The organism is Ramlibacter sp. P4_H7 (assembly GCF_056400765.1).
The window spans coordinates 79,625-93,513 of record NZ_JBFUKP010000002.1; the positions used below are offsets into that span (position 1 = coordinate 79,625).

The window sequence follows — 13,889 nt, forward strand, 5'->3', positions numbered from 1 at the left end:
GGTTCAGGTCAGGCCCAGCCCCGCGAAGGTGCTGAGGGCCGACGACGGGCGCGGCGGCGGCGTGAGCGAGGCGGAAGTCATCGTCTCGCCTTCGTACTCACTGGTCAGCATCCAGCTGGCGACGCTGCCCACAGCGTCATGCACGCGCACGTAGGTCTCCGGCGAGATGCGGATGCTGCCGGGTGCGGCCTGCCGGGCCACGGACTCCGCCTGTTCCACGGCGCCGCCCACGAAGGTGCGGATCTCCCGATCTTCCAGCTGCAGCGTGGCGAGGTTGCAATCGCCGGTGACGAGGCCGATCTGGAAGCGCGCCTCGCAGGCCATTTGCTGCATCTCCAGCGCCATCTCGAGCGCCGCGAACGGATCCTCGAAGTGCACCAGCACCGTGGCCGGCGGGCACGGGTCCAGCTCGCCGCCGTGGGCGGCGGCCAGGAGGGCCAGCTCCGACGCCAAGCCCGCGCCGGGACTCCACGCCGGCAATTGCGCCGCAGCGAACAGCAGCGTTCCGCCGACGCTGCGCCAGCGCATCACCTCCTGGTGGGGTCGAAGGAAGATCTTGCGCCATGCCACGGGGGCGAAGCTGTGAAGCACACGCGTGGACAGCGCATCCAGCAGCAGGGAGGGATCTTCGGCAGGGGACATGGGCTCCTCACGACGTTCTTCTTGGAGCCAGTGTCGCGACTGTGACGGGGCGCCACAAGCCGTAAATGTATGTAAGCGGATGAGGGAGCCCCCTAAGCTCCCCCGCCACTTCAGCCCGCTGCGCGCTTCTGCAGGATTTCGAACGCGGGCAGGACCTTGCCTTCCAGCACTTCGAGGAAGGCACCTCCCCCGGTGGAGATGTAGCCCACCTTGTCCTCGATGCCGTACTTGGAGATTGCCGCGAGCGTGTCGCCGCCACCGGCGATGCTGAACGCCGGGGACTCCGCGATCGCACGGGCGATCGCTTCCGTGCCCTTGCCGAACGCGTCGAACTCGAACACGCCCACGGGTCCGTTCCACACGATGGTGCCGGCAGACTTGAGCTGCTGCGCGAGCTTCTGCGCGGTCTGCGGTCCGATGTCGAGGATCATGTCGTCGGCAGCGACGTCGGGCGCAGCCTTGACCGTTGCCGGCGCGTCGGCGGCGAAGGTCTTGGCCACGACGACGTCGGTCGGGATCGGCACTTCGGCGCCGCGCGCCTTCATCGCCTCGATCACTTCCTTCGCCTGGCCCAGCAGGTCGGGCTCGGCCAGCGACTTGCCGATCGGCAGGCCCGCGGCCAGCATGAAGGTGTTGGCGATGCCACCGCCCACCACCAGCTGGTCCACCTTGTCCGCCAGCGACTTCAGGATGGTCAGCTTCGTCGACACCTTCGAGCCGGCCACGATGGCCACCAGCGGGCGCTTGGGCTGCGCCAGCGCCTTGGTGAGCGCATCGATCTCGGCGGCGAGCAGCGGCCCCGCGCAAGCGACCTTGGCGTACTGCGCGATCCCGTAGGTCGTGGCTTCCGCGCGGTGGGCGGTGCCGAAGGCATCGTTGACGTAGATGTCGCACAGCGCCGCCATCTTCTGCGCGAGCTCGGGACTGTTCTTCTTCTCGCCTTTGTTGACGCGGCAGTTCTCCAGCAGCACGACTTCACCCGGCTGCACGTCCACGCCGCCCACCCAGTCCTGCTTCAGCGGCACGGGACGGCCCAGCAGCTCCGACAGCCGCTTGGCCACCGGCGCCAGCGAGTCTTCCGGCTTGAACTCGCCCTCGGTCGGGCGGCCCAGGTGCGAGGTCACCATCACCGCCGCGCCGCCGGCCAGCGCCAGCTGGATGCAGGGCACCGACGCGCGGATGCGGGTGTCTTCGGTGATGTGGCCCGCATCGTCCAGCGGCACGTTGAGATCGGCACGGATGAAGACGCGGCGGCCGCGGGCGCGGCCTTCGTCGCACAGGTCGGAAAAGCGCAGGACGTTCATGACAGCTGTTGGTAGGTGGATCGGGAAACCCACCATTCTAGGAAGCGCCGGCGACGCCGGGCTTACCAGCCCAGGCCGAGGTGCAGCGCCAGGTACACCGCCATGCCCAGCACGAGCGTGAGCAGCACGCTGCGCCGCCAGAAGTACACCAGCGCCCCAACGCACGCAGCGAACAGGCGCGCGTCCTGCCAGCTGGCCACCAGGTGGCCGTTGCTCATGACCACCTCGGGTACCACCACGCCCGCGAGCGCGGCGACTGGCGCGTAATGCAGCGCGCGGTGAGCCCAGGAAGGCAGGGACCAGGGCCGGTCGAGGATGAAGAAGAAGCAGCGGGTGAGCACGGTCACCCCGGCCAGCCCCAGGATGACGAACAGGGTCCAGGCATCGGTCACCCCCCTCACGTGGCCCGCTCCCGCGGCGCAGGCATGCGGCCCTCGAGCCAAAAGCAGGCGAGCACGGCCACCGTGATCGCGGCCACGATGTTCAGCTTCAGCGGCAGCGCGTAGGCGGCGACCGCGGCTGCGCCCGCCACCACCGCGGCAAGCAGGCGCAGCGGCGTATTGGCGAGCGAACAGAGGATGCCGACCAGGCACAGCACGCCGGCGAACCCCAGGCCCCAGGTCGTGGGGATCAGGTTGCCCAGCGCGATGCCCGCGAGGCTCGCCCCGGTCCATGCAACCCAGGTGACGAAGTAATTGCCGGCCAGAAAGGACTCCTGCGCGAGCCGGCCCGGGGCGTCGGCGGCGGGCTGCGGAAAGCGGCTGGTGAATACGGCGTAGGTGAGGTCCGCCGTGAGAAAACCGTTGACCAGCCGTCGCCAGCGCGGCAGGTGCATGAGGTAAGTGCGCAGGTGGAGGCTGAACACCACGAAGCGCAGGTTGACGCAGAAGCCGGTCGCCCAGATCACCCACGCCGGCGCGCCCGCCACGATCAGCGGGATGGCGGCGAGCTGGGAACTGCCCGCGTACACCAGCAGCGTCATGGCCGTCGCCTCGATGACGCTCATGCCGGACTTCACCATCGCAACGCCGGTCATCAATCCCCAGGCCGCGATGCCAGGTGCCACGGAGGACGTGGCCCGAATGCCTTCGCGGAATTGGGCATGCCGGTAGATCGAACGCAGGAAGAACATCAGGCCTCGAAGCGCATGCCGGGCTCGAGCGGAAAGCCGCGCAGGAAGTCAGCCGCGGGCAAGCGCTTGCCCCCCGCGCGCTGCAACTCCGAGATCTCGAGGCGGCTGCCGTCGCCGCAGGCCACGCCGATGCCCTGGTCGTCGAGGGACACCACGGTCCCGGGTGCAACCGTCCCGCGGCCCGGAACGGCGTGGGCGCGCCAGACCTTGACGGTCTCCGCGCCGACGCGCGCGATGGCGCCCGGGAACGGATCGAACGCGCGGATGCGCCGCTCGATCGTGGCAGCGGAGTGCGACCACGCGATCGCGGCCTCGGCCTTGTCGATCTTGTGGGCGTAGGTGACGCCCTCCGCGGGCTGCTTCACGGCCCGCAGGCCGCCGCAGGCAGCAAGCTCGAGGGCCTCCACGATCATGCGCGCGCCGAGCACCGCGAGCCGGTCGTGCAGCGCGCCCGTGGTGTCATCCGGAGCGATTGGGACGCGCTCGGCCAGCAACATGTCGCCGGTGTCGAGACCGGCATCCATCTGCATGATGGTGACGCCGGTCTCCAGGTCTCCGGCTTCGATGGCCCGGTGGATGGGAGCCGCGCCCCGCCAGCGCGGCAACAAGGAAGCGTGGATATTCAGGCAGCCCAGGCGCGGCAAGTCCAGCACCCACTGCGGCAGGATCAGGCCATAGGCAGCGACCACCAGTACGTCGGGCTTCGCGCTTTCCAGCGCATGGCGCGCCGCGGCGGCCTCCTCGGGAAACTTGCCGTCCAGCCGCAAGCTGCGCGGCTGCGCCAGCGGGATTCCATGCGCCTGCGCGAACTGCTTCACCGGCGAGGGCTGCAGCTTCATGCCGCGGCCGGCAGGCCGGTCGGGTTGGGTGAGCACCAGCGGAATGGCGAAACCCGCGGCATGCAGGCGTTCAAGGGCGGCCCGGGCAAATTCGGGCGTGCCGGCAAATGCAACCCGCATTCAGTGCCTGGGCGTCCGGTCGTTCAGGAATTCCATGCCCGGATGGGCGCGCTGCACCACGCCCTGTGGATCCACGTAGACCCAATAGAACATGTCGGTGCCCGCCATGTCCTTCCACCGGTACGTCAGCACCCGCCCGTAAAAGCTCGAAACGGCGTCGACGCGCGCCGGCGGCCCGAACTCACGGTCCACGTCGGCGATGGTCCAGCGGCCAGGTTCGATGCGGTTGAAGTTGGCCTCGGTCAGCACCTGCCGGCTGTTGACGACGCGGCCGGAAGCATCCAGGTCCACCATGAAGGCGTATTGGCCCATGGGCTGCATGGTGTACTGCATGCGCTGCCCGCCCTGGGGCAATGAAACGACACGCAGCGGGGGACCCGCTTGGGCGATCACCTGGTCCTGCGTGCTGCCTGGCGGGATCTGCATGGCGTTCCAGGGATGGGCGCATGCACCGAGCAGCAGTGCCGCGGAGAGGAGGGCGGGCCAGGTTCGCATGACGGCTCCTTTCAAACCCGCTCGGTGTCGCGGCGGGCCTTGAGCATCTTGGTACGGATGCGATTCCTCTTCAGCGGGGATAGGTATTCCACGAAGACCTTGCCCGTCAGGTGGTCCATCTCGTGCTGGATGCACACCGCGAGCAGGCCCTCTGCGTTGAGCTCGCGCGACTGCCCGTCAGCGTCCAGTGCCCGCACGCGTACTGCGCGCGACCGTTCCACGCCGTCATAGATGTTCGGCACGGACAGGCAGCCTTCGTCGCTCACCTGCTTGTCCTCGCTGGCCCACACGATCTCGGGGTTGACCAGCACCAACGGCTCGTTGCGCTCTTCGGAGACGTCGATCACCACCAGGCGCTCGTGCACGTCCACCTGCGTGGCGGCCAGGCCGATGCCATTGGCTTCGTACATCGTCTCGAGCATGTCGGCGACGAGCGCACGGATGCGCGCGTCGACCGCTGCAACGGGCCGGGCTACCGTATGCAGCCGCGGATCAGGGTAGGTAAGGATTGGAAGGAGTGCCATGGACGACAGATGGAACCGGTGTCGCTATTTTCGCCACTTTTGCCGTTGCCGGTGGACCACAGCGGCCATAAACATTGCCCAATCAAGGACTTGACGCCAGAATCGCCAGCAACTTGTCAAGAGCGGACGAAAACGAGATGGCTCCAACCAAGGCAGCTTCTGGCCTGACGGCAACCCGCACGATCGCGGCCTGCGCGGCACTGATCGTGGGAGGCGGGTTCGCATTGTCGGCCTCCGCGCAGAACTTCCCCATCACACCGGGGCAGCGATCCACGGCGGAGCAGGTGGCCTCTGCGGGGGTGCCGCTGTCCGAACTGGCGACCGATGCGCCGGACAGCTACACCGTCAAGTCCGGCGATACCTTGTGGGCCATCTCCGGCAAGTTCCTCAAACGCCCCTGGCGCTGGCCCGAGCTCTGGGGCATGAACATGGAAGAGGTGCGCAACCCGCACCTGATCTATCCCGGCCAGACCCTGTATCTCGAAAAGGGCAACGGCATGGCGCGCCTGCGGATGGGCAAGCCCAGTGCGGGCGACCCGATCGACACAGTTCGTGTCTCGCCGCGCACGCGCATTTCCGGTCTCGCCGACAACGCGATTCCCGTCCTGCCGGCTCACATCATCGAGCCCTTCCTGAACGAAGCGATCATCATCGACGCCAATGCGCTGGAGCTCGCTCCCCGCATCGTCGGCCTGCCCGAGGACCGGGTGCTGATCACCCGTGGCGACCGCGCCTATGCACGCGGCAAGGCTGGACTGCCGCTCGTGGAGAGCGATCCGCGCGCGGTCGACACCTACCGGATCTATCGCAACGCCACGCCCTTGACGCACCCCGTCACCGGCGTCGTCCTTGGCTATGAAGCGCGCTACCTCGGCTCGGCAGAGCTCGTGCGCAGCGAATCGGTGCAGCCGGTACTCGTCGCCAACGGCCAGGCGCGGCCGACCGTGGTTCCGGCCAGCCTCGACATCAAGCGTGCCAAGGAAGAAATCCGGGTTGGCGATCGCCTGATGCCCGAGCCTCCGCGCGCGGTCAGCAACTATGTACCGCGCGCACCGTCGCTCCCTGTGGACGGAGCCATCGTGTCGGTCTATGGCGACGCCGTGTCGCTCGTGGGCCAGAGCCAGGTGGTGGTGGTGAGCCTGGGCACGGCGGACGGTCTGGAGCCCGGCAACGTGCTCTCGATCCTCCGCACGGGCCGGCGTGTCGACGACCGAACCGACATGTCCGAGCGCACGACGATCAAGCTCCCCGACGAACGCAACGGCTACGCGATCGTGTTTCGCACCTTCGACCGCCTTTCCTATGCGCTGGTCATCGACGTGGAAAGTGTCGTGACCGTTGGCGACCGGGTGATCAACCCGCGCTGAGCGCCGGCATGCAGCGCGACGAGCTGGCCGGCTGGCTGCGCCTCGCGCTGAACCCAGCGATCTCGGCACCGGTCGCGCGCAGGCTGCTCGCCAGCTTCGGCCTTCCGGCCTCGATCTTTGCGCAGGACACCGACGCGCTGGCCCAGGTCGTGGACCGCGCGCGTGCCGAGGAGCTGCAGCGCGATCCCGAACGCTTGCAGGAACTGATCGACTCCACGCTGCTCTGGCTGGACCAGGACCGCAGCTGTCGCGAGGTGCTGACCCTGGGCGATGCAGCCTATCCGCAGGCGCTGCTCGCCCTCGAAGATCCACCTTTGATGCTGTACCGCATGGGCCTGCTGTCCCAGCCGCCGCAACGGGCACTTGCCGTCGTCGGCAGCCGCAATCCGACGCCGCAGGGGTTGCAGAACGCGCGCCAGTTCTCGCGAGCGTTCGCCGAGGCAGGGGTGACCGTCGTCTCGGGCCTGGCACTGGGCGTGGACGGTGCGGCACACGAGGGGGCGCTCGAAGGGGCGGCCGCCGACGCGGTGGCCACTATCGCCGTGGTGGGGACCGGCCTGGATCGCGTGTACCCCAAGCAGCACCTGGACCTGGCCCATCGCATCGGCGAGCGCGGCATGCTCGTCAGCGAATACCCATTGGGAACGCCCCCGCTGCAGCACAACTTTCCGCGCCGCAATCGGCTGATCGCGGGGCTGAGCCAGGGAACCCTGGTGGTCGAGGCCGCGCTTCAGTCCGGATCCTTGATCACGGCTCGGCTTGCCAGCGAGCAGGGCAAGGAGGTGTTCGCCATCCCCGGGTCGATCCACTCACCGCAGGCCCGCGGCTGCCATGCCCTGCTGCGGCAAGGAGCCAAGCTGGTGGAAAGCGCGCAGGACGTACTCGAGGATCTGCGCTACGTGCTGCCGGCCTCGCCCGAGACCGCTCCCTCCGCCGACCCGGAAGACGATGACGCGCTGCTCGCTGCGCTGGGTTTCGACCCCATGGGCCTGGACGCGCTGGTCGCGCGCACCGGCATTCCCGCACACCTCCTGCAGGCGCAACTGCTCGAGCTGGAACTCGCAGGTAAAGTCGCGCGCCTTCCGGGCGGCCTGTTCCAGCGGCTTGCAAGCGCGTAGCCTCCAAGGTCCGACGCGCGACTGCAACAGCCGTCGCAAAAACGTTTGGCGGGGATGCCGCCGCAGCGGCTATATTGGGGTTCATGTTTGAAGTGCTGGTGTTCGTTTACGAAAACTACTGGCGCGGCGATGCCTGCCCCGAGCTGCACCTGCTCGAACGCAAGCTCAGCGCGCACGGCTTCGAACCCGATGAGATCCACCAGGCGCTGATCTGGCTCGACGGCCTGAACAACGCGGCGGAGAGCATCTGCCTCCCCGTGGACTCCGAAGTCGAATGGACGCCGGAACCGAGCGCCACGAGCATGCGGGTGTTCTCCATCGCCGAACAGGACCACCTGGGCGCCGAATGCCTCGGCTTCCTCAGCTTCCTCGAAAGCGCTGGCGTGCTGCCTCCTGCGCTGCGCGAGATCGTGGTGGACCGCGCGATGGCGGCGCCCGGCGACCCGGTGCCGCTGGATGCGCTGAAGATCATCGTGCTGATGATCTACTGGCGCTTCAGCATCGAGCCGGACGCACTGATCCTCGACGAGCTCTGCGAAGACACCCACGAACGACTGGCGCACTGAGCGCCAGAAGCACAAAGGCCCGCTTCGGCGGGCCTTTGTGCTTCTGGCAGGTATCAATTACTGCAGCAGTCGTTCGGGGTTGGCGTCCAGCTTGGCGAGCGCGTCGCGCGTCGCGCGCACGGTGAGCGCCTCTTCCTCGGTCGGAACGAGCAGCGCCGCCTGCAGGTAGGAAGCCAGCCGGCGCAAGGGCATGAGGTAGCAGTAGCCATCGCCCGAGGCGAACAAGTGCAGCTGCCGCCTTTCGCTGCGCCAAGCGTATTGAACCTGCGCAACGCGGCCGTTGTGGTCCAGCGTGAACCAGTTGCCCAGCTGCAGCTCGTTCGCCCAAGCCATCATGGCGGCGCTGGGCTGCGCGCCCCCGGCGCTGATCACCTCAATCATGGAGGCGTCGATGCCCAGCATCATCTCGATGCTCTCCTGGTCCAATGGCAGCTCGCCGGCATCGTCGTCCGACACGAAGTCCTCCAGGTTGGCGAGGCGCCGCGTCATCTCTTCGATGCGGGCATGCGGAATGGCCTCGGTCTTGGAGAGGAAGGCATCGGCGAGCGTGTCACCGATCACCTTGATGTGGTTTTCCTGGTCGGCCGAGTCCAGGCCCAGCAGCGTCATCCCACGGCGCAATCGCGCCAGCAGGTCCGGCAGGTCCTGGATCACCCTGGCGCGGTCATGCCGGTTGGGCTTGGCGCTCGCGGCCCACACCAGGTCGCTGGCCGACTTCTTCAAGGCCAGCGTCTCCTCGTGCTGGGGACCGTTCTTCACGGCAGCGACGGCCAGCACCTCCGCCCAGACCTTGAACAGGAATTCCCGGATCTCATCGCGCACCGGCACGTCGCTGAGCATCTTGCGCAGCTCGATGGTGTACTGGATCGCCATCGTCTCCTTCTGCTCCACCTGCTGGGCGATGCTGACCAGCTTCTGGGTCGGCCCCTTTTCCGTCAGGAAGCGGGAGAGGAAACGCTGGAACTCGTCGTACACCAGCTGGAACACGCGCCGGCCGGTCTCCGGGTACTGTTCGATCACCTGCACGACGCGGCGAATCTCGGTCTCGAGCGCGCTGCCGGAGATCTGGATGGCGTCGAACCCGAGCACGCAGGATCCCATCCGGTCGATCAGCTGCCGCGCCGGATGCTCCAGCGAGCCGAAGAATTCCGGCTCCTGCAGGGCGACGCGCAACACCGGCATTTGCAGCCGCGCGAACCACACGCGCACTGCGGGCGGGATGCGTTCCTCGGCCAGGATGCTCTGGAACATCAGCGCCACGATCTCGATCGTGGCCTTCTCGCTGGTCGTCGAAGCCTTCTGCTTCAGCTGCTGGGAACGGTGCCGGAGATCGACGGCCACCTGCTCCACCGAGTCGTCGTCGAAGATGACGATGTCCCCGACCGTCATCGCCTCGTTCACGCGTGTCTGGACTTGCGTCTGCACCTGCGTGGCATGGTGTGTGACCGCAGCCACCAGCGAAGCCGAGGGTGGCGTCGGGTGGGTGGCACCGTCCTGGCCTTCGAAGCCGGGGCCCACCTTGTCGCGCAGCATGCGCTTCAACTGGCCGATGACGCCGGACGCGCGGGCCTTGGCCTTGGCGAGCGGGGTCGCAATGGCGGGGTCCGCCATCGGGCCTTGGCCGTGCATGACCTGCGCGGGCGAGAAGAACGAATCCCCCATCCCGCCCTGGGCCGACGCAGCTGCCGCGGCCGGGACCGTCGTGCCGCCCGGTCCACCAGCACCTGCTGCACCGCCGCCACCCGCGCCGGCACCGACGGCGCCTCCAGCGCCCGGACCCGTCCCACCAGCGCCGCCCTGGGCCACGCCCTTGGGCTGCGCCGGCCGTTCCGACTGGCCCGCAGGCCGCTTCACCCGGGCACGCAGGTCGATGTGGGGCAGCACACCGCTTTCCACCAGGAACTCGTTCGCCTGCTGGTACCCCTCCAGGGCACGCGGCACGATTGCCTGCTGGACGATGTCCTTGACGGCGACGAAGGTTTCGCGCGGCAGCTTCGTCGCGGCCCACTGGTCCAGGAGGACCTGCGACAGCGCCTCCGGCCGCAACACATCCTCGCTGGAAAGTTCCTCGCCGCCCTCCAGGTGCGTGATGCGCAGCTTGAGGTCGTTCAGGTCCCAGACCACCTTTTCCTGCACGGCCATGGCAAGCCGCGAGGAGAGGATCTTGTTCTCGACGACATCGTCGCCGATCAATTCCAGGCTCGCCAGCTCCAGCCGAACGCGGCCCGTCGCCGTGGGCGGGATGATGGCCCGGCGCCAGGCGCGGGCGACGGCGTCGACCCACTTGGCTGCCGTTTGCTCGAACTCCACGAGGGCATCACGGCGCTGCTGCACGTCGCGGCTGTTCTTGGCCGCGCTCATCTGCTCGGTGAGCGCATGGCGGATCGCCTCCGCCAGGGACGGCAGGACGCCCTGCATGTGGGCCACGAAACGCTCACGCGCCTGGCGCGCGAGCGGCGCGGAGGCGGGAGTCAGCGTGGACGACATCCCGGTCGGTTCCCTAGACCGTGGCGCCCGCGTTCGGGTCGTTGGGGTCCCCTTCGCGCTTCGCGGCGGGCTTCACGAGGTCCTCGCGCTTGATGCCCAGCCACATGGCGATCGCCGCGGCCACGAACACCGAGGAATAGATCCCGAACAGGATGCCGATGGTCAGCGCCAGGGCGAAGTAATGCAGCGTGGCGCCGCCGAACAGCAGCATCGACAGCACCATCATCTGGGTGGAACCGTGGGTGATGATCGTGCGGCTGATGGTGGATGTGATCGCGTTGTCGATCGTCTCCACCGTGTTCATCTTGCGGTAGCGGCGGAAGTTCTCGCGGATCCGGTCGAAGATCACCACCGACTCGTTCACCGAGTAGCCCAGCACCGCCAGCACCGCGGCGAGCACCGCCAGCGAGAACTCCCACTGGAAGTAGGCAAAGAACCCCAGGATGATCACCACGTCGTGGAGGTTCGCGATGATCGCGGCCACGGCGAACTTCCATTCGAACCGCACCGCCAGGTAGATCATGATGCCGGCGACCACCATGGCCAGCGCCTTCAGCCCGTTGGACACGAGTTCCTCGCCCACCTGGGGACCCACGAACTCCACGCGGCGCAAACTGACTCCCGGGTCAGTGGCCTTGAGGGCGGCCACCGTGCGCTCGCTCTGTTGTGCCGAACTGACGCCTTTCTGCGCCGGAAGCCGGATCAGGACGTCCCGCGCCGTGCCGAAGTTCTGCACCTGGACATCGGCATAGCCCAGGCCTGCCACCGTGCGACGCACGCTTTCGATGTCGGCGGGCTGCGAATAGCTCACCTCCATCACCGTGCCGCCGGTGAACTCCACCGACAGGTGCAGTCCGCGGCTGAAGAGGAAGAACACGGCCGCGAGGAACGTGACGAGGGAAATCACGTTGAACACCAGCGCGTTCCTCATGAACGGGATGTCCCGGCGGATCTTGAAAAACTCCACGAACTTGTCCTTTGGAGGGGCGCGTACGCCCCCGAAGCAATCTCTACTCTGCCTTGGTTATAGCGCCATCGGCGTCCGGCCGCCAGACCGTTCCGATGGACACGGCCTTCAGCTTCTTCTGTCGCCCGTACCAGAGGTTGACCAGCCCGCGCGAGAAGAACACCGCGGAGAACATCGAGGTCAGGATGCCGATGCAGTGGACGACCGCAAAGCCGCGGACCGGCCCGGAACCGAAGGCGAGCAGCGCCACGCCGGCAATCAGCGTCGTCACGTTCGAGTCCAGGATCGTGGCCCAGGCGCGGTCGTAGCCCGCATGGATCGCCGCCTGCGGCGACGCGCCGTTGCGCAACTCCTCACGCACCCGCTCGTTGATGAGAACGTTGGAATCAATCGCCATGCCCAGGGCCAGCGCCATGGCGGCCATGCCCGGCAGGGTCAGCGTCGCCTGCAGCATGGACAGGATGGAGACCAGCAGCAGCAGGTTCACCCCGAGCGCGATGGCGGAGAACACCCCGAACAGGTTGTAGTACACGATCATGAACAGGCAGATCGCGGCGAATCCCCAGGCGACGCTATGGAAGCCCTTGGCAATGTTCTCGGCGCCCAGGCTGGGGCCGATGGTCATCTCCTCGATGATCTCCATCGGCGCGGCCAGCGAGCCGGCCCGCAGCAGCAGGGCCGTGTCGTTGGCTTCCGTGGTGCTCATGCGTCCCGAAATCTGGACACGGCCGCCGCCGATCTCGCTGCGGATCACCGGCGCCGTCACGACTTCGCCCTTGCCCTTTTCGAACAAGAGGATCGCCATGCGCTTGCCGACGTTGTCGCGCGTGATGTCGCGGAAGATCCGGGCGCCCTTGGCATCCAGCGTGAGATGGACCGCCGGCTCCTGGGTCTGGTTGTCGAAGCCCGCCTGCGCATCGGTGAGGTTCTCGCCGGTCAGGATGACCTGCTTGCGCACCACCACGGCGCGGCCTTCCCGATCGAGGTAGCGCTCGTCGCCGAACGGGACCGGGCCGGTCCCGACCTCGGCCGCGCGGCCTTCCGTGCTTTCGTCGACCATCCGCACTTCCAGCGTCGCGGTGCGGCCCAGGATGTCCTTGGCACGCGAGGTGTCCTGCACACCCGGCAGCTGCACCACGATCCGGTCGACGCCCTGCTGCTGGATGACCGGCTCGGCCACGCCCAGTTCGTTGATCCGGTTGTGCAGCGTCACCATGTTCTGCTTGAGAGCCTGGTCCTGGACCCTGCGTGCCGCTTCGGGCTTGATGCTGCCCGTGAGCAGGGTGGCGTCGCCTTCGGCCCGCTCAGCGACCTGCAGGTCCGGAAACTGGTCCGTGAGCACGTTGCGGGCGGCCGCGAGCGCCGCCGGGTCGCGAAAGCGCACCAGCACGGTCTGGCCGCTGCGCTCTATTCCGGCGTGGCGCACGTTCTTCTCGCGCAGCACCGTGCGCAAGTCCCCCGCGAGCGACTCGGCCCGCTTCGTCAGCGCCGCCTGCATGTCCACCTGCAGCATGAAGTGCACGCCGCCGCGCAGGTCCAGGCCCAGGTACATGGGCCGCGCGTTGACGGAGGCCATCCACGTCGGCGTCTTGGACAGCAGGTTGAGTGCGACCACGTAGCCGGCGTCGTTCGGATCCGGCGCCAGCGTGCGCTGGATGGCATCCTTCGCCTTGAGCTGCGTGTCCGTGCTATCCAGCCGGACCTTGATCGAACTGGCTTCCTGGCTGATCGACAGCGGCTTGATGCCCACCTGGGTCAGCGCCTGTTCGATGCGGCCCCGCGTGGAGGCGTCGACCCGCACGCTGCTGCGGGCGGCGGACACCTGGACGGCGGGGTCTTCGCCGAAGAAGTTGGGCAGGGTGTAGAGCACCCCGACGAGCAACGCGACCACGAGGATCGCGTATTTCCAGAGCGGGTATCGGTTCACGGTTTACTTGAGCGAACCCTTCGGCAGCACCTGCACGACGGCCGTGCGCTGGATCTGCACTTCCACGCCGGGGGCGATTTCGACGCCCAGGTAGGTATCGCCCAGCTTCGTCACGCGACCGAGCATGCCACCGGAGGTGGCGACTTCGTCGCCCTTGGCCAGCGCCTCCACCATCGAGCGATGCTCCTTCTGCCGCTTCATCTGCGGACGGATCATCACGAAGTACAGGACCACGAACATCAGGACCAGCGGCAACAGGCTCATGAAGGAGGACTGCATGTCGCCGCCGGAGGCGGCCGGCGCCGCTTGGGCGAAGGCGGAAGAAATGAACACGGTGACTCCAGGTCGAAAACCGTTAAGGCAAGGGAAACGCCCAGGGCGCGGCCGCTCGGTGCGGCCCC

14 protein-coding genes are annotated in these 13,889 nt (G+C 67.5%); 3 read left to right on the plus strand and 11 right to left on the minus strand.

Annotated elements, in window-relative coordinates; all coding sequences use genetic code 11:
- Window positions 1–3 precede the first annotated feature (3 nt).
- The 7 genes from AC1DSA_RS03585 to def all read right to left on the minus strand — a co-directional run bounded on the left by AC1DSA_RS03585 (window position 4) and on the right by def (window position 5,056).
- Window positions 4–642 carry a hypothetical protein gene (locus tag AC1DSA_RS03585; protein WP_477886133.1) on the minus strand — a complete coding sequence of 213 codons (639 nt, stop codon included), beginning with the start codon at window positions 640–642 and terminating at the stop codon, window positions 4–6.
- Between the two features lie 110 nt (window positions 643–752).
- Entirely contained in the window at window positions 753–1,946 is a 1,194-nt protein-coding gene (locus AC1DSA_RS03590; RefSeq protein ID WP_477886135.1) for a phosphoglycerate kinase, read from the minus strand.
- 62 nt (window positions 1,947–2,008) lie between these two features.
- The gene (locus AC1DSA_RS03595; protein ID WP_477886137.1) at window positions 2,009–2,347 is read right to left on the minus strand and encodes an AzlD domain-containing protein; all 339 of its coding nucleotides are present in this window, start codon (window positions 2,345–2,347) and stop codon (window positions 2,009–2,011) included.
- Window positions 2,344–3,078: an AzlC family ABC transporter permease gene (locus AC1DSA_RS03600; protein WP_477886139.1), complete on the minus strand. Its 735-nt coding sequence runs from the start codon at window positions 3,076–3,078 to the stop codon at window positions 2,344–2,346. The genes AC1DSA_RS03595 and AC1DSA_RS03600 overlap by 4 nt, the downstream gene beginning before the upstream one ends.
- Window positions 3,078–4,037 (minus strand): methionyl-tRNA formyltransferase, encoded by a 960-nt coding sequence (gene fmt / locus AC1DSA_RS03605; protein ID WP_477886141.1) that lies wholly within the window; start codon window positions 4,035–4,037, stop codon window positions 3,078–3,080. Before fmt ends, AC1DSA_RS03600 begins: the two co-directional genes overlap by 1 nt.
- Window positions 4,038–4,532, minus strand: a complete 495-nt coding sequence (locus AC1DSA_RS03610; protein ID WP_477886143.1) for a hypothetical protein — start codon at window positions 4,530–4,532, stop codon at window positions 4,038–4,040.
- Window positions 4,533–4,543: 11 nt separating this feature from the next.
- Window positions 4,544–5,056: a peptide deformylase gene (gene def / locus AC1DSA_RS03615; RefSeq protein ID WP_477886145.1), complete on the minus strand. Its 513-nt coding sequence runs from the start codon at window positions 5,054–5,056 to the stop codon at window positions 4,544–4,546.
- A gap of 137 nt (window positions 5,057–5,193) precedes the next feature.
- Here def and AC1DSA_RS03620 point away from each other — a divergent pair, with 137 nt between their 5' ends.
- The 3 genes from AC1DSA_RS03620 to AC1DSA_RS03630 all read left to right on the plus strand — a co-directional run bounded on the left by AC1DSA_RS03620 (window position 5,194) and on the right by AC1DSA_RS03630 (window position 8,107).
- Window positions 5,194–6,423 (plus strand): LysM peptidoglycan-binding domain-containing protein, encoded by a 1,230-nt coding sequence (locus tag AC1DSA_RS03620; RefSeq protein WP_477886147.1) that lies wholly within the window; start codon window positions 5,194–5,196, stop codon window positions 6,421–6,423.
- A gap of 8 nt (window positions 6,424–6,431) precedes the next feature.
- Entirely contained in the window at window positions 6,432–7,541 is a 1,110-nt protein-coding gene (gene dprA, locus AC1DSA_RS03625) for a DNA-processing protein DprA (RefSeq protein WP_477886150.1), read from the plus strand.
- An 83-nt stretch (window positions 7,542–7,624) separates the two neighbouring features.
- The gene (locus AC1DSA_RS03630) at window positions 7,625–8,107 is read left to right on the plus strand and encodes a Smg family protein (RefSeq protein WP_477886151.1); all 483 of its coding nucleotides are present in this window, start codon (window positions 7,625–7,627) and stop codon (window positions 8,105–8,107) included.
- A gap of 57 nt (window positions 8,108–8,164) precedes the next feature.
- Here the strand turns inward: AC1DSA_RS03630 and AC1DSA_RS03635 are convergent, their stop codons facing one another.
- Genes AC1DSA_RS03635 through yajC form a run of 4 tightly spaced genes read right to left on the minus strand, consistent with a single transcriptional unit; the run spans window position 8,165 to window position 13,821 of the window.
- Window positions 8,165–10,594, minus strand: a complete 2,430-nt coding sequence (locus AC1DSA_RS03635; protein WP_477886153.1) for a DUF1631 family protein — start codon at window positions 10,592–10,594, stop codon at window positions 8,165–8,167.
- A 13-nt stretch (window positions 10,595–10,607) separates the two neighbouring features.
- The gene (secF, locus tag AC1DSA_RS03640) at window positions 10,608–11,561 is read right to left on the minus strand and encodes a protein translocase subunit SecF (protein ID WP_477886155.1); all 954 of its coding nucleotides are present in this window, start codon (window positions 11,559–11,561) and stop codon (window positions 10,608–10,610) included.
- A 43-nt stretch (window positions 11,562–11,604) separates the two neighbouring features.
- Window positions 11,605–13,488 carry a protein translocase subunit SecD gene (gene secD, locus AC1DSA_RS03645; protein WP_477886157.1) on the minus strand — a complete coding sequence of 628 codons (1,884 nt, stop codon included), beginning with the start codon at window positions 13,486–13,488 and terminating at the stop codon, window positions 11,605–11,607.
- Between the two features lie 3 nt (window positions 13,489–13,491).
- Complete coding sequence (gene yajC / locus AC1DSA_RS03650; RefSeq protein ID WP_477886159.1) at window positions 13,492–13,821, minus strand: preprotein translocase subunit YajC; 330 nt, start codon at window positions 13,819–13,821, stop codon at window positions 13,492–13,494.
- Window positions 13,822–13,889: the final 68 nt, after the last annotated feature.